This window comes from Cellulomonas denverensis (assembly GCF_012396125.1).
Classification (GTDB): Bacteria; Actinomycetota; Actinomycetes; order Actinomycetales; family Cellulomonadaceae; genus Cellulomonas; species Cellulomonas denverensis.
This window is the reverse complement of record NZ_JAAXOX010000002.1, coordinates 286,484-302,128: the sequence shown is the minus strand read 5'-3', so window position 1 is coordinate 302,128 and position 15,645 is coordinate 286,484. Positions and strand designations below refer to the sequence as shown.

General features: G+C 73.8%; 15 protein-coding genes. 11 read left to right on the top strand and 4 right to left on the bottom strand.

The annotated features are described in order from the left end of the window. Nucleotides 1-9 precede the first annotated feature (9 nt). The 4 genes from pgl to tal are packed head-to-tail and all read right to left on the bottom strand — an operon-like array spanning nt 10 to nt 4,344. On the bottom strand, nt 10-774 hold the full coding sequence (gene pgl, locus HGA03_RS05305; RefSeq protein ID WP_168629190.1) for a 6-phosphogluconolactonase: 765 nt from the start codon (nt 772-774) through the stop codon (nt 10-12). After that, nucleotides 771-1,694, bottom strand: a complete 924-nt coding sequence (locus tag HGA03_RS05300; protein ID WP_168629189.1) for a glucose-6-phosphate dehydrogenase assembly protein OpcA — start codon at nt 1,692-1,694, stop codon at nt 771-773. Before HGA03_RS05300 ends, pgl begins: the two co-directional genes overlap by 4 nt. After that, nucleotides 1,691-3,232 carry a glucose-6-phosphate dehydrogenase gene (zwf, locus tag HGA03_RS05295; RefSeq protein WP_168629188.1) on the bottom strand — a complete coding sequence of 514 codons (1,542 nt, stop codon included), beginning with the start codon at nt 3,230-3,232 and terminating at the stop codon, nt 1,691-1,693. Before zwf ends, HGA03_RS05300 begins: the two co-directional genes overlap by 4 nt. Next, nucleotides 3,229-4,344, bottom strand: coding sequence for a transaldolase (gene tal, locus HGA03_RS05290; protein ID WP_168629187.1), 1,116 nt, complete (start codon nt 4,342-4,344; stop codon nt 3,229-3,231). Before tal ends, zwf begins: the two co-directional genes overlap by 4 nt. Nucleotides 4,345-4,799: 455 nt before the next feature. Between tal and HGA03_RS05285 the strand changes: the two genes are divergently transcribed. The 11 genes from HGA03_RS05285 to HGA03_RS05235 all read left to right on the top strand — a co-directional run bounded on the left by HGA03_RS05285 (nt 4,800) and on the right by HGA03_RS05235 (nt 15,638). Continuing rightward, a complete protein-coding gene (locus tag HGA03_RS05285; protein WP_239073648.1) occupies nt 4,800-5,681 on the top strand; it encodes a heme o synthase in 882 nt (293 codons plus the stop codon). A gap of 20 nt (nt 5,682-5,701) precedes the next feature. Continuing rightward, nucleotides 5,702-6,658, top strand: a complete 957-nt coding sequence (gene xerD / locus HGA03_RS05280) for a site-specific tyrosine recombinase XerD (RefSeq protein WP_203767548.1) — start codon at nt 5,702-5,704, stop codon at nt 6,656-6,658. Between the two features lie 25 nt (nt 6,659-6,683). After that, entirely contained in the window at nt 6,684-7,562 is an 879-nt protein-coding gene (locus HGA03_RS05275; protein ID WP_168629186.1) for a ParA family protein, read from the top strand. After that, on the top strand, nt 7,546-8,409 hold the full coding sequence (locus HGA03_RS05270; RefSeq protein WP_168629185.1) for a segregation and condensation protein A: 864 nt from the start codon (nt 7,546-7,548) through the stop codon (nt 8,407-8,409). Before HGA03_RS05275 ends, HGA03_RS05270 begins: the two co-directional genes overlap by 17 nt. Further along, a complete protein-coding gene (scpB, locus tag HGA03_RS05265; protein ID WP_168629184.1) occupies nt 8,402-9,037 on the top strand; it encodes an SMC-Scp complex subunit ScpB in 636 nt (211 codons plus the stop codon). The genes HGA03_RS05270 and scpB overlap by 8 nt, the downstream gene beginning before the upstream one ends. A 470-nt stretch (nt 9,038-9,507) precedes the next feature. Further along, nucleotides 9,508-10,320 (top strand): pseudouridine synthase, encoded by an 813-nt coding sequence (locus HGA03_RS18750; RefSeq protein ID WP_239073644.1) that lies wholly within the window; start codon nt 9,508-9,510, stop codon nt 10,318-10,320. Then, complete coding sequence (locus tag HGA03_RS05255; RefSeq protein WP_168629182.1) at nt 10,317-11,444, top strand: prephenate dehydrogenase; 1,128 nt, start codon at nt 10,317-10,319, stop codon at nt 11,442-11,444. The genes HGA03_RS18750 and HGA03_RS05255 overlap by 4 nt, the downstream gene beginning before the upstream one ends. Next, nucleotides 11,441-12,139, top strand: coding sequence for a (d)CMP kinase (gene cmk, locus HGA03_RS05250; RefSeq protein WP_239073645.1), 699 nt, complete (start codon nt 11,441-11,443; stop codon nt 12,137-12,139). The genes HGA03_RS05255 and cmk overlap by 4 nt, the downstream gene beginning before the upstream one ends. After that, on the top strand, nt 12,136-12,789 hold the full coding sequence (locus HGA03_RS05245; protein WP_168629180.1) for a lysophospholipid acyltransferase family protein: 654 nt from the start codon (nt 12,136-12,138) through the stop codon (nt 12,787-12,789). Before cmk ends, HGA03_RS05245 begins: the two co-directional genes overlap by 4 nt. After that, on the top strand, nt 12,789-13,670 hold the full coding sequence (locus HGA03_RS05240; protein ID WP_168629179.1) for a CbrC family protein: 882 nt from the start codon (nt 12,789-12,791) through the stop codon (nt 13,668-13,670). Before HGA03_RS05245 ends, HGA03_RS05240 begins: the two co-directional genes overlap by 1 nt. A 72-nt stretch (nt 13,671-13,742) precedes the next feature. Continuing rightward, nucleotides 13,743-15,638: an HNH endonuclease signature motif containing protein gene (locus HGA03_RS05235; RefSeq protein WP_168629178.1), complete on the top strand. Its 1,896-nt coding sequence runs from the start codon at nt 13,743-13,745 to the stop codon at nt 15,636-15,638. The last annotated feature ends 7 nt before the right edge of the window (nt 15,639-15,645 follow it).

The following is a 15,645-nucleotide window of genomic DNA, read 5'->3' as shown; positions in this document are numbered from 1 at the left end:
GCCGGCCGGTCAGCCGGCGGCGACCTCGGCGATCGCCGCGGCGTCCACCAGCCACAGCGTGGCCTCGGCCCCGGTGGCGTGCGCCGCCGGTGTGGTGCTTGCCGGGGTTCCGGGAGCCAGCGCACTGGCGACCGCTCCGGCCTTCTCGGCCCCGGCGGCGACCACCCAGACCTCCCGGGCGGTGTGGATCGCGTCGAAGGTCAGCGACACCCGCAGCGGCGGCGGCTTGGGGGAGTCGTGCACCGCGGTGGTGGTGACGCCTGAGACGCCCACCCCCGGGTGGCCGGGGAACAGGCTGGCCACGTGGCCGTCCGGTCCCATCCCGAACATCAGCACGTCCAGCACCGGCAGCTCGGCACCGTCGGCGGCCAGTCCCTTCAGCTCCGCGGCGTAGGCGGCCGCGGCGTCCTCCGGGGTGGCGATCCCGGCGCCGGGGTCCAGGGCGGGCATCGGGTGCACGTTGGCGGCGGGCAGGGCGTCACCGAGCGGGCCGATCAGGGCCTCGCGCGCCTGGGTCTCGTTGCGGTCCGGGTCGCCGTCCGGCAGGAAGCGCTCGTCGCCCCACCACAGGTGCACGCCGGTCCAGTCCACTGCGTGCCGCACCGGGGACCGGCCGATCGCCGCCAGGGTCGCGATCCCGACGGTGCCGCCGGTCAGGCCGAGGTGCACCGGGGAGTGCCCGGACTGCAGGTCGATCAGCCGGGTCAGCAGCCGGGCGGCGGTGGCCTCCGCCAGCACCTGGGCATCGGGGTGCACCAGCACGGTGCGGGTCATGCGCTCACCTCCACCTTGGCCAGGCCCTTGCGCAGGACCTCGCCGTAGACCTCGTCCGCGTCCAGCCGGCGCAGCTCCTCCGCCAGGCACTCGCGCAACTGCCGGATCGGCAGCGCGATCCGGTGCTCGGGCTGATCCGGCTGGCGCAGGGCGGCGGTCTTGCCGTCCGGGCGGTCCAGCACGATCGCGCCGGAGCGCCGCTCCAGCCGCACCTGGGTGATCGCCGGGGCGTCGGCGATCCGCTCGATCTCCACCGGGCAGTTCAGCGCCCAGCGCAGCCAGGCCGCCATCAGGTCCACCGACGGGTGGGTGGACTCGCCGGAGACCACCGCGCGCTGCACCGGCTCGTAGGGCGGCTGGTCCAGGGTGGCGGCGATCAGGCCGCGCCACAGCGTGGTCCGGGTCCAGGCCAGGTCGGTGTCGCCCTCCCGGTACTGGGTCGCCAGCGCCTGCAGGGTGGCCGACGGGTGGGCGCACTCGGTGGAGTCGGTGATCCGCCGCCGGGCCAGGGTGCCCAGCGGGTGCTCCGCCGGGTCGGCCGGCACCTGGTACGGCCACCAGGTGACGATCGGGGCGTCCGGCAGCAGCAGCGGCAGCACCAGGGTGTCCAGGTGCCGGGCCTGCGCGGCGGACGGCTTGAGCACCACCACCTCGGAGGCGCCAGCGTCACCGCCCAACCGGATCTGGGCGTCCAGCTCGGAGTCCTGGCCCGGGCCCTCGCTGGTCAGCACGATCACCCGGCAGGGGTGCTCGCGGGAGGCGTCGTTCGCCGCCTCGATCGCCTGCTCCGGGTCGTGGTCGCCGACGTCGATCAGCAGGGTGAGCACCCGGCCGAGGGCGATCGCGCCGCCCTCCTCGCGCTCCCGCACCAGGCGCTTGTTGATGTCGCCGGTGGTGGTCTTGGGCATGTCGATGATCACGGTCGCCTCCAGGCTCGTCCGTCACGCTCCATCATCCGGTCCGCGGAGGCCGGGCCCCAGGTGCCCGAGCGGTACTGCTCCGGCTGCCCCTGCTTGGCCCAGTACGCCTCGACCGGGTCCAGGATCCGCCAGGACAGCTCGACCTCCTCGTGCCGCGGGAACAGCGGCGGGTCGCCGAGCAGCACGTCCAGGATCAGGCGCTCGTAGGCCTCGGGGGAGGACTCGGTGAACGCGTGGCCGTAGCCGAAGTCCATCGTGACGTCCCGGACCTCCATCGCGGTGCCCGGCACCTTGGCGCCGAACCGTAGGGTGACGCCCTCGTCCGGCTGCACCCGGATCACCAGGGCGTTCTTGCCCAGCTCCTCGGTGGCAGTGGACTCGAACGGCAGGTGCGGCGCCTTCTTGAACACCACGGCGATCTCGGTGACCCGGCGGCCCAGCCGCTTGCCGGTGCGCAGATAGAACGGCACCCCGGCCCAGCGGCGGGTGTCGATATCCAGGCGCACCGCGGCGTAGGTCTCGGTGGTCGAGTTCGGGTCGAAGCCGCCCTCGTCCAGGTAGCCGACCACCCGCTCGCCGCCCTGCCAGCCGGCCGCGTACTGACCGCGGGCGGTGTGCTTGCCCAGGTCCTTGGGCAGCCGCACCGCGGACAGCACCTTGATCTTCTCCGCGATCAGGTCCCGGGCGCTGAACGAGACCGGCTCCTCCATCGCGGTGAGCGCCAGCAGCTGCAGCAGGTGGTTCTGGATCACGTCCCGGGCGGCGCCGATGCCGTCGTAGTACCCCGCACGGCCGCCGACACCGATGTCCTCGGCCATGGTGATCTGCACGTGGTCGACGTAGTTGGCGTTCCAGATCGGCTCGAACATCTGGTTGGCGAAGCGCAGCGCCAGCAGGTTCTGCACCGTCTCCTTGCCCAGGTAGTGGTCGATCCGGAACACGTCGTCCGGGTGGAACACCTCGGAGACCACGTCGTTCAGCTCCTGCGCCGACTTCAGGTCGTGGCCGAACGGCTTCTCGATCACCACCCGGCGCCAGGCGCCCTCGGCGGACTGCGACAGACCCGAGCGGGCCAGCTGCTTGCAGACCACCGGGAAGGCGCTCGGCGGCACCGACAGGTAGAACGCATGGTTGCCACCGGTGCCACGCTCGATGTCCAGCTCCTCCACGGTCCGGCGCAACCGGTCGAAGGCGTCGTCGTCGTCGAAGGTGCCCTGGACGAACCGGATCCCCTCGGACAACTGCCGCCAGGTCGATTCCCGGAACGGGGTGCGGGCGTGCTCCTTGACCGAGTCGTGCACGATCTCGGCGAAGTCCTGGGTCTCCCAGTCCCGGCGGGCGAAGCCGGTCAGCGCGAAGCCGGGCGGCAGCAGGCCACGGTTGGTCAGGTCGTAGACCGCCGGCATCAGCTTCTTGCGGGCCAGGTCGCCGGTCACGCCGAAGATCACCAGGCCGGAGGGCCCGGCGATCCGCGGCAGCCGCCGGTCGCGGGGGTCGCGCAGCGGATTGTGCTCGGCGCTGACCTTCGCCGGCTTCACTCGGCCACCCGGTCCAGGCCGGAGCGGACGGTGTCCAGCAGCTCGGACCAGGACTTCTCGAACTTGGCCAGGCCCTCGACCTCCAGCTTCTCGGTCACCTCGTCGATCGAGATGCCGAGTCCGGCCAGGGCGTCGATCACCCGCTGCGACTCCTCCTGGGTGCCCGTCACGGTGTCGCCGGTGATCCGGCCGTGGTCCTCGACGGCGTCCAGGGTGGCCTGCGGCATGGTGTTCACGGTGCCGGCCACCACCAGCTCGTGGACGTACATCGTGTCCGGGTAGGCCGGGTCCTTCACCCCGGTGGAGGCCCACAACGGACGCTGCGGGTGCGCACCGGCGGCGGCGAGCGCGGCCCAGCGGTCCGAGCCGGTCACCTCGGTGTAGACCCCGTAGGCCAGCCGGGCGTTCGCGATCGCCGCCTTGCCGCGCAGCGCGGCGGCCTCGTCGGTGCCCAGCGCGTCCAGCTCGGGATCGATCGCGGTATCCACCCGGGAGACGAAGAACGAGGCCACCGAGGCGATCGGCGCCAGGTCGTGCCCGGCCGCCTTCGCCCGCTCCAGGCCGTCCAGGAAGGCGTCCAGCACCGCGCGGTAGCGCTCCAGGGAGAAGATCAGCGTGACGTTGACGCTGATCCCGTCCGCCAGTGCCTGCGCGATCGCGGGCAGCCCTTCCTTCGTGGCCGGGATCTTGATGAAGACGTTCGGGCGGTCCACCGTCGACCACAGCGCGCGGGCCGAGTCGATGGTCGCCTGGGTGTCCCGGGCCAGCCGCGGGTCGACCTCGATCGAGACCCGGCCGTCCTGGCCGCCGGTGGCGTCGTAGGTCGCGCGCAGCACGTCGGCCGCCTCACGGACGTCGTCGGTGGTGATCGCGAAGACCGCACCGTCCACGTCGGTGGAGCCGCGCAGCTCGGCGAGCTGGGCGTCGTAGGCGTCACCCTTGGCCAGCGCCGAGGCGAAGATCGTCGGGTTGGTCGTCACCCCGACCACGTGGTGGTGGGCGACCAGGTCGGCCAGATTGCCGGTGCGCAGCCGCTCGCGGGACAGGTCGTCCAGCCAGACCGCGACACCTGCCTCACTCAGCCGGTCGAGCGGCGTGGTGCTGCCTGCCATGAAGAAGTCACCTCATTCCGGCCCCGGAGCTCCCGGGACGTCGACGCGAACACGCGGGCCGGGGCGGCACGAACCACCCCCGACGTGCAGGTCGAGCCTAATCCTGGGCGGTGGGGGTCCGCCGGTCGTGGCCACGCTCCGGAAAGGCCGCGGCGGTCCCGGCCCGGTACTGTGCGGGTCACCGGCCCGGATCGGGACGGAAATCACACCGTGGGACCCATGTCCCTGGGGGCGAAGACGCCCATCTGGTAGCACCCCCGTGCGTAGGATGGCCGGACGACCACCCCCACTGGCGTTCCGTGCCGCGCGGCCCTCCCGGCCGCACCGGAGCCCAGGGGTCGACGCGAGGAGGACCGGACCGCGTGCGCACCATCAGCCCTGCCATCGGCGCCAACGAGGCCGGAGCGACCGCCGGCGCCGCCCGGCCCGCCCAGCAGGGGACCCGGTCCACCGGCCTGCGCCGGACCCTCGGCGCCTATGTCGCGCTGACCAAGCCGCGCGTGATCGAGCTGCTGCTGGTCACGACCCTGCCGACCATGATCCTGGCGGCGAACGGACTGCCCTCGCTGTGGCTGGTGCTGGCCACCCTGGTCGGCGGCGCCGCCGCGGCCGGTGCGGCGAACGTGCTCAACTGCTACCTGGACCGCGACATCGACCAGGTGATGAACCGGACCAAGCGCCGTCCGCTGGTCACCGGGGAGATCAGCCCGCGTGCCGCCCTGATCTTCGGCCTGGCGCTCACCGTCGGGTCGCTGACCTGGCTGGCCCTGCTGGTGAACGTGCCGTCCGCGCTGCTCACCGGCGGCGCGATCGTGATCTACGTCGTCGGCTACACCATGATCCTCAAGCGCCGCACCCCGCAGAACATCGTCTGGGGCGGGGCGGCCGGCTGTATGCCGGTGCTGATCGGCTGGTCCTCGGTGACCGGTGGGGTGTCCTGGGCGGCGGCGCTGCTGTTCGGGGTGATCTTCTTCTGGACCCCGCCGCACTACTGGCCGCTGTCGATGAAGTTCCGCAAGGACTACGCCGCGGCCGGGGTGCCGATGCTGCCGGTGGTGGCCGCCGAGGCCAAGGTCGCCCGGGAGATGATCGCCTACACCGTCGCGATGATCGCCTGCTCGCTGCTGCTGGTGCCGGTCGCCGGGATGACCTGGGTGTACGCCGTGGTCGCCACCGTCCTCGGCGTGTGGTTCCTCGCCTCGTGCATCGGCCTGTACCGTCGCGCCCAGGACCCGTCCCGCGGCAAGCTCCGCGCGATGTCGGTGTTCCACGGGTCGATCACGTACCTGTCGCTGCTGTCGATCGCGGTGGCGGTGGACGTCTTCCTCCCGTTCTGACCAGACAGAGGGGAGGGCCGGTGGACGGACCTCCCCCCGGGCTGGCCACGGCGCTGGACGCCTACCTGGCCCACCTGACCGTCGAGCGCGGGCTGAGCCGCAACACGCTGGCCGCCTACCGCCGCGACCTCGGCCGCTACCTGGACTTCCTGGCCGCTGCCGGCCGCACCGCCCCGGACCAGGTCACCGAGTCCGATGTCGAGGACTACCTGACCGCGATCCGGACCGGCGCCGACGGCCGGGCCATCCTGTCCGCGGCCTCCGCGGCCCGCGCCGTGGTCGCCGCCCGCGGCTGGCACAAGTTCTGCGTGCTGGAGGGGTTGGCCCCCGGCGACCCGGCACGGGGGGTCCGCCCGCCCCGGCAGGCCCAGCGGCTGCCCAAGGCGATCAGCACCGAGGAGGTCGAGCGGTTGCTGGACGCCGCCTCGCTCGGCGAGGGACCGCTGCCGCTGCGCGACCGGGCACTGCTGGAACTGCTGTACTCCACCGGCGCGCGGATCTCCGAGGCGGTCGGCCTGGACGTCGACGACCTGGACCTCACCCCCGGCCGCGCCGCGGTCCGGCTGTTCGGCAAGGGGCGCAAGGAGCGGGTGGTGCCGGTGGGCGCCTACGCGGTGGAGGCGGTGGAGGCCTACCTGGTGCGGGCCCGGCCGGTGCTGGCCGCCGCGGGCCGTGGCGGGTCGCGGGTGTTCCTCAACACCCGGGGCGGACCGCTCAGCCGGCAGAGCGCCTGGGCCGTGCTGCACACCGCCGCGCAGCGGGCCGGGCTGCCCGCCTCGGTGCACGTCTCCCCGCACACCCTGCGGCACTCCTTCGCCACCCACCTGCTGGCCGGTGGCGCCGACGTTCGGGTGGTGCAGGAGCTGCTCGGCCACGCCTCGGTGACCACCACCCAGATCTACACCAAGGTCACCCCGGACACCCTGCGTGAGGTCTACGCCACCAGTCACCCGCGGGCGCGGCGGCAGCGGGTCTGAGCCGGCCGGCCGCTAAGGTGTCCGGGTGGCACGCGAGGAGACGACCGAGAACGCAGTCGACGCAGTGGGGCGACCGCTGCCGGAGTTCCCCGTCCCCGCCCCGCTGAGCGCGCACGGCCCCGCCCGCGTGATCGCGATGTGCAACCAGAAGGGTGGCGTGGGCAAGACCACCACCACCATCAACCTGGCCGCCGCGCTGGCCGAGTACGGCCGCAAGGTGCTGATCGTCGACTTCGACCCGCAGGGCGCCGCCTCGGTCGGCCTGGGGGTCAACCCGCACGAGCTGGACCGCACCGTCTACGACCTGCTGGTGGACCGGCACGTCGACATCCACGAGCTGATCCGCCCCACCGGCACCGACAGCCTGGAGGGCAGCCTCGACCTGCTGCCGGCCAACATCGACCTGTCCGCCGCCGAGGTGCAGCTGGTCAGCGAGGTGGCCCGCGAGTCGATCCTGTCCCGGGTGCTGCGCCCGGTGATGGACGACTACGACGTGATCCTGATCGACTGCCAGCCCTCGCTCGGCCTGCTCACCGTGAACGCGCTCACCGCCGCCCACGGGGTGCTGATCCCGCTGGAGTGCGAGTTCTTCGCCCTGCGTGGCGTGGCCCTGCTGGTGGAGACGATCGAGAAGGTCCGCGACCGGCTGAACCCGCGGCTGGAGGTGGACGGCATCCTGGCCACCATGTACGACCCTCGCACCCTGCACGCCCGCGAGGTGGTCGCCCGGGTGCACGAGGCCTTCGGCGACGTCCTGCTGCACACCGTGATCGGCCGGACGGTGAAGTTCCCGGACGCCTCGGTCGCCGCGGAGCCGATCACCAGCTACGCCCCGCAGCACCCCGGCGCTCAGGCCTACCGCCAGCTCGCCCGTGAACTCGTCGCCCGTGGCGACGCCGCCTGAGACCACCCCGCTCGCGGGGACCAGTGCGTTCCAGGTCCACCTGGACGTCTTCTCCGGGCCGTTCGACCTGCTGCTCGGCCTGATCGCCAAGCACAAGCTGGACATCACCGAGGTCGCCCTGGCCGCGGTCACCGACGAGTTCATCGGCTACATCAAGGCCGCCGACCAGTGGGACCTGTCCCAGGCCAGCGAATTCCTGGTGGTCGCCGCCACCCTGCTGGACCTCAAGGCCGCCCGGCTGCTGCCCTCCGGCGACGTCGAGGACGACGACGACCTGGAATTGCTGGAGGCCCGCGACCTGCTGTTCGCCCGGCTGCTGCAGTACCGCGCCTACAAGGTGGTCGCCGGGGACATCGGGGCGCACCTGGCCGACGAGGCCCGCCGGCATCCGCGCACCGTCGAGCTGGAACCCCAGTTCGCCGCCCTGCTGCCCGAGCTGATCTGGCAGATCGGGCCGGAGGAGCTCGCCGCCCTGGCCGCGAAGGCGATGGCCCCGCCGCCGCCCCCGCCCGGGGTGGACATCAGCCACCTGCACGCCCCGCCGGTCAGCGTCCGGGAACAGGCGCTGGCGATCGCCGACCGGCTGCGGCACCACGGCGGCGTCGCCAGCTTCCGCACCCTCACCGCGGATGCCGGCTCCACCCTGGTCGTCGTCGCCCGGTTCCTGGCCCTGCTGGAACTGTTCCGCGACGGCTCGGTCGGCTTCGATCAGGTCACCCCGCTCGGTGAGCTCACCGTCCGCTGGACCGGCTCCGGCGGCGGCGACATCGGGGTGAGCAGCGACTTCGACGACGAGGACGGCGGGGCCGGCGGCCTGGACGCACTGGAGGATCTGACCGATGACTGACGGGCTGGAACCCGAGACCGTCGAGACCGTCGACGTGCACGACCTGCCCGGTGGGGCGCTCGCCGCGCTCGAGGCCGTGCTGATGGTCGCCGACGAGCCGGTGCCCGCGCTCCGGCTGGCCACCGAGCTCGAACTGCCCACCGAGGAGGTCGAGACCCTGCTCGCCGAGCTGGCCGCCGAGTACCGCGGTGAGCACGGCGGACGGCCCCGCGGCTTCGAGCTGCGCCAGGTCGGCGGGGGCTGGCGGATCTACTCCGATCCGGCCTTCCACCCGGTGGTGAGCCGGTTCGTGGTGAACGGGCAGACCCAGCGGCTGACCCAGGCGGCATTGGAGACCCTGGCCGTGATCGCGTACCGTCAGCCGGTCAGCCGTGGGCAGGTGTCCGGCATCCGCGGGGTGAGCGTCGACGGCGTGGTCCGCACGTTGACCACCCGCGGGTTGATCGGCGAGGTCGGACAGGACCCGTCGACGGGTGCGGTGCTGTACGGCACCACGGGATACTTCCTGGAGCGGATGGGCCTGACCTCCCTGGATCAGCTGCCCCCGCTCGCGCCCTACCTGCCGGAGATGAGCGCCATCGCGGGGCTCGACGGCATGGACGGCGACGTGACGACTGGAGACGTGTGATGAGTGCAGGACGGGGCGGCAACGGCCGCACTGGTGGTGGCGGCGCGGGGCGTTCCGGCGGGGCCGGGCGTGGTGGTGCGGCGGGTGCCGGGCGTGGCGGTGCGTCGGGCGGCGGGCGTGGCGGTGCGGCCGGCGCGGGGCGTGGTGGTGCGTCGGGTGCCGGGCGTTCCGGCGGCTCGGCCGGCGGTGGACGCGGGGGATCGCAGGCTGCCGGTGGGCAGGCCGGGCGCGGTGGTGCCTCGGGTCGTAGCGGCGGATACGGCCGTCCGGGCGGCACGGGTGCCGCTGGGTCGAGCGGCACTGGCGCGGCGGTCGGTCGTTCCGGTGCCTCTCGCGGGGGCGCTTCCGGGACCGGTCGTCCCGGCGCGTCGGGTCGTCCTGGTGCGTCCGGTCGTCCGGGCGCCTCGGGCGCCGGTCGTCCCGGTGCCTCGGGTGCCGGCCGTCCCGGTGCCCGGCGCGGTGGCCCCGCGGTGGGCCGTCCCGGCTCGCGCTGGCCGGATGCGCCCAGCGGGTCGCGCGCCCCGCGCCGCCCGGCCCAGCCGACCTCGGACGTGCACGACCCCGAGGGCATCCGGCTGCAGAAGGTGCTGGCCCAGGCCGGTCTCGGCTCGCGGCGGGCCTGCGAGGAGCTGATCACCGCCGGCCGGGTGACCGTGGACGGCGAGCCGGTGATCGAGCTCGGCGTGCGGGTCAGCCCGACCTCGGTGATCCACGTCGACGGCCTGCGGGTCCAGCTGGACAGCTCCCGGATCACCCTGGCGGTCAACAAACCGCTGGGCGTCGTCTCCACCATGGACGACCCGGAGGGCCGCCCGACCCTGCGCGACCTGGTGCCGGACCGGCAGGAGCGGCTGTTCCACGTCGGCCGGCTGGACGCGGACTCCGAGGGCCTGATCCTGCTGACCAACGACGGCGAGCTGGCCAACCGGCTGTCGCACCCGTCGCACGGCGTGCTTAAGACCTACCTGGTGGACGTCGAGGGCCGGGTCCCGGCCTCGCTGCCCGCCCGGTTGAAGAGGGGCATCGAGCTGGAGGACGGGCCGGTCGAGGTCGCCGACGCCCGGATCGTGCAAGCCACCCCCTACGCCAGCCTGATCGAGATCGTGATCCACGAGGGCCGGAACCGGATCGTGCGCCGCCTGATGAAGGAGGTCGGGCACCCGGTGACCCGGCTGGTGCGGACCCGGATCGGCTCCATCCGGCTCGGCGACCTCAAGCCCGGGCGCAGCCGCGTGCTGTCCAAGGCGGAGGTCGGCGCGCTGATGGTCCAGGTCGGGCTGTGACCACCGGCGCCACCACCCCGGCGGCCACCCGGGGTCCGGTCCGGGTGGTCGGCACCGGGCTGCTCGGCACCTCGGTCGGCCTGGGGCTGCGGGCGCACGGGGTGGACGTGCTGCTGCACGACCCGTCCCGCACCGCCCTGGCGCTGGCCCGGGACGTGGGCGCCGGACGCCCGGCCACCGACGACGACGCCGAACCCGCCCTGATCGTGGTCGCCTCGCCGCCGGATGTCACCGCCGACGTGGTGCGTGCGGAGCTGGCGGCCCACCCGGGCGCCGTGGTCACCGACGTCGCCTCGGTGAAGGGCTACGTGCTGCGCGAGCTGCGCGACTCGGGCGCCGACCTGAGCCGGTACGTCGGCTCGCACCCGATGGCCGGCCGGGAGCGTTCCGGCCCCGCCTCCGCGCTGCCGGACCTGTTCCTGGGCCGGCCGTGGGTGATCGTCGACTCCGGCGAGTCCGACCCGGCTGCGGTGCTGGCGGTCCGCTCGCTGGCCAACGACCTGGGCGGCGTGCCGGTGCAGCTGGACGCCGACGCGCACGACGCCGCGGTCGCGCTGGTGTCGCACGTGCCGCAGGTGGCCTCCAGCCTGGTCGCCGCCCGGCTGCGCGATGCCGCCCCCGAGGCGCTCGGCCTGGCCGGGCAGGGGCTGCGCGACGTGACCCGGGTCGCCGGTTCGGACCCCGCGCTGTGGACCTCGATCCTGGCCGCCAACGCCTCCGCCGTCCGCGACGTGCTGGCCGCGCTGCGGGACGACCTGGACGGCGTGGTCGACGCCCTGGACGAGGCGGCACGGGCCCGTGGGCCCGAGGACGTCGCACTCGGGGCGCTGGCCCGGATCGCCACCACGATCGCCGAGGGCAACGCCGGTGTCGCCCTGGTGCCCGGCAAGCACGGCGGGGCCCCGCGGCAGTGGGCCGTGGTCACCGCCCTGGTGCCGGATCAGCCCGGCGAACTCGCCCGCCTGCTCACCGACGTGGGCGAGGCCGGGGTCAACCTGGAGGAACTGCAGCTGGAACACGCGGCCGGGCGACCGGTCGGCATGGCCTCGGTCTCCGTCGACCCGGCCCGTTCCGCGCACCTGGAGGCGGAGCTGACGGCCCGCGGATGGAGGTTGGTGCGATGACGCAGCACCTGGTGGTGGCGATCGACGGGCCCTCCGGCTCGGGGAAGTCCACCGTGTCCCGCCGCGCGGCCCAGGCGCTCGGACTGGCCTACCTGGACACTGGCGCGATGTACCGCGCCGCCACCTGGTGGGCGCTGCGCTCCGGGGTCTCCCTGACCGACCAGGACGCGGTCGCCGAGCTGGTTCGCTCCATGCCGCTGGTGATGGGCGTCGACCCGGCCGCCCCGACCGTGACCGTCGACGGCATCGACATCGGCGAGGCGATCCGGGAGACCGCGATCTCTGCGGCGGTCAGCGCCGTCGCCACCAACCTGGAGGTCCGGGCCGAGCTCGGTCGCCGCCAGCGGGACGAGATCGGCGCCCAGGCCGCGTCGTCGTCCTTCTCCGGCGGGCGCGGGATTGTCGCCGAGGGCCGGGACATCACCACCGTCATCGCCCCGGACGCCGACGTCCGGCTGCTGCTCACCGCCTCCGAGCAGGCCCGGCTGGCCCGGCGCGCCCGCGAGGTGCACGGCTCCGACGACGCCGCCGCGGTCGAGGCGACCAAGGACCAGGTGCTGCGCCGAGACGCCGACGACTCGACGGTCGCCGCGTTCACGGTCGCCGCGGACGGCGTGGTCACCATCGACTCCTCCGACCTGGACCTGGAGCAGACCGTCCAGGCCGTGCTGGATGTGATCGAGCAGCGGGCATGACCGACGTGAAGCTGATGCCGGGCTGGGCGCACGGGATCGGGAAGTTCCTGGCCCACGGGGTCTGGCACACCCGGGTGCTCGGCGCCGAACTGGTGCCCGGCGCCGGGCCGGTGATCCTGGCCGCCAACCACGTGTCGGTGATCGACGGCCCGCTGCTGGCCGGCGCCTCACCCCGGCGGCTGAACATCCTGGTGAAGGAGGAGATGTTCCACGGCCCGATCGGCGTCATCCTGCGCGGTGCCGGTCAGATCCCGGTCAACCGCACCGGCGGCGGCCGCTCCGCCCTGGTCGCCGGGCTGGAGGTGCTGCACCGCGGGGGAGCGGTCGGCGTGTTCCCCGAGGGCAACCGTGGTCGCGGCGACGCGGCCTCCGCCCGGGCCGGGGTGTCCTGGCTGGCGGTGCACGGCGACGCCCCGGTGGTGCCGGTCGCGGTGCTCGGTACCCGGCGCACCGGCGAGGGCGTCAACCACATCCCCGGGCTGCGGCGGCGGCTGTACGTCCGGTTCGGCGAACCGCTCGCCCCCGTGCGCGGCGAGGGGATGAGCAAGCGCGAGGCGGTGTCGGCGACCAACGACGCGGTGCGGCTGGCGCTGAGCGCGCTGGTCGCGGAGTCGGTGGCCCGGATCGGCGTGGGGCTGCCGGAGGACTGATGGCGGGGGCACGCCAGGAGGACCTGGACCGGGTCGAGCGAGAGCTGGGCCTGCCGCTGCCGCGGACCTGGCGGGACCAGCTGAGCGCGGAGAACGGCTTCCGCTGGGACGACGGCGCCGGCGTGACCGGCCTGGTGTTCCGCGCCCTCCCGGTCCGCTGCGGCAGCGACCGGAAGCGGATGGCCCGCACCGCCCAGGACATCGTCTGGCACACCGAGCGGGCGCGCGCGGACGGGCTGCCGGCGGACGCCCTGGTGATCGCCGTCCACGACGCGGTACCCCAGCGGATCGCGCTCCGCGGCGGCGACGACCTGTGGATCCAGCGGGGCACCGGTGCCCTGGAACCGCTCGGCGTGCGCGTGGGCGAGTTCGCCCCCGGTGCCGAGGCGCTGCCTCCGGTGGACGAACTGCTGCCGGTGTTCCGCTTCCATCCCGACCCGGTCGGCTCGGGGGTCCTGCGCCGCAGCCCGCACACCTGCCCCACCTGCGACCGCGCCCGCGGCTGGGAGTACCTGGGCCTGCCCTTCGGCCGGGAGACGCTCGAACACCTGTGCCCCTGGTGCATCGCCGACGGCACGGCGGCTGCCCGGGGCGCGAGCTTCGTCGACGACCATTCCCTGCTGCGCGGCGGCGTGGCGGTCGAGGTGATCGCCGAGGTCTGTGATCGGACCCCCGGCATCCCGGGTTACCAGCAGGCGGAGTGGCCGGTCTGCTGCGGCGAAGCCGCCGTCTACGTCGGGCCGCTCGATCCCGAGGACGTCGATGCGGTCGGTGGCGCGGAGCGGGAGGCCGTGCGCGCGGTGATCGGGCACGGCGGGGTGGCGCACCGGTTCACCTGCCAGGTCTGCGGCTCCGAACGCTGGTGGCTGGACCTGCCCTGACACCGGGGGCGGGCTGGGAGATGCCCGCATGGGCCTACCGGGCGTGTCGGTGGTGGCGGGTAGTGTCGTCTTATGGCACTTGACCTGCGTGAATACGACCTCCGGGAGCTTCCGGTGCGGTCGGGTGCGCGGGTGTTCGCCGACCCGTGGGACGTCGGCGGTGACCTGTGGTGGCTCGAAGGGGCAGACCTGCCCGGCCCGGTGGAGGATGTGCCGCCGCGGTGGGTGACCGACCCGGTGTTGGCGGCCCGGGTCGCGGCTGAGCAGACGGCGGCCGACCCGACGTTGGACCCGCGGGCCCAGGTTGAGGAGATGCTCGCGGAGAACGGTCCGGTGTTGGCCCGGATGCTGGCCAACCTCGACCCGGTCGCGGTGGACTTGTTGGACCTGCCCGCGGTCGCTGAGGCCGCGGCACGGTTGGAGTCCTGGGCCCACGCGGTCTCCGCCCGGGTGGCCGCGGAACTGGCCGAGCGGGACGAGATGAACCCGGTCTGGCCCGAGTACGCGGGGAACGTGCACCGCCCGAACACTGCGGCTGATGAGTTGGCGATCTACCTGAACATCGGCCGCCGCTCCGCCCGGACCCTGGTCGATGAGGGCCTGGCCTACCAGCGGCACCTACCGGGCACGGGTCAGGCGCTACGGACCGGGCGGATCGATACCGCCCGGGCCCGGGTGATGGTGCGCCGCCTGACCGGGGTGGACCTGTTCACCGCCGAAGAGGTCGAAACGACCGTGTTGCCGGGTGCGTCGGAGCGGACCGCGGCGCAACTGTCGCGTGACATCGACCGGGCGTTGCTGCGCGTGGACCCTGATGGTGGGGCGTTGCGGCGCCGGCGGGGGCGCGCGGACCGGCACGTTGCCCGCCCCAGGCCGCTCGGGGACGGGATGGCCGGGGTGTGGGCGTTCCTGCCCGCCCAGGACGCGGCCCGACTGGACCAGGCGTTGGACGCCTCCGCCCACGCGCTACGCCACGGCGGAGACGAACGGACCCTGGCGCAGTTGCGCGCGGACGCGCTGCTGGACGCGGCGCTGGTCGGACCCGCGTGGGCGCCACTGCTGCCCGAGCACGGTGCTGGGACCGGTCAGGGCGCGGGGACCGATCACGGGGCGATGACGTTCCCGGGCGCGTACACCGGCGACCGCGCGGTCGCGCACGAGCGCACAGGCACTGAGCCCGGCGTGGACACCGGCTACGGCATGGGCTGTGAGCACGCCGCAAACAAGGACCACCCCTCGGGCGAGGACGGCAGCCCTGACTCAGGCCACCACGCGACCACCGGACACCGTGCGCCGTCGGTGACCCGGCCCCGGGTCGAGGTCCGGGTCACCGTGCCACTGTCCACCCTGATCGGCACCGACCAGGAACCCGCCGACATGGACGGGCACGGGCCGATCGACGCGGCCACCGCCCGCGCCCTGGCCGCAGGAGGCGTCTGGCGGCGCCTGGTCACCGACCCACTATCCGGCGCGGTCCTCGACGTCGGGCGAACCCGATACCGGCCACCACAAGAACTCGCCGACCACGTCATCGCCCGCGACCGCACCTGCGCGCGCCCCGGCTGCACCGTGCCCGCGACCGCCTGCGACCTGGACCACACCATCCCCTTCGGCGACGGCGGACCCACCGCCGCCACCAACCTCGCACCCTTGTGCAGGCGCGACCACCTGCTGCGCACCCACGGCGGACACCACATCGAACAGACCGCCGCCGGGCAGATCATCTGGACCACCCCGACCCGCCGCTACGTGTCGGTGCCCGGACGTGACGGCTACCACCGCATGCTCCGCGAACGACCCGGCGAACCACCCGGCACCCACCCCGGCGATCACGCGCGCCCGCACACCCCGGCCGACCGACTCGCGCTCCTGACCACGGCGACCGACCAGCGCGCACTCCTGACCGCGGGAACCCGCCTGCCCGCGCCCCCGGGCGCAGACGCGGACGACGAGATCATCCCGTTCTGACCGCACT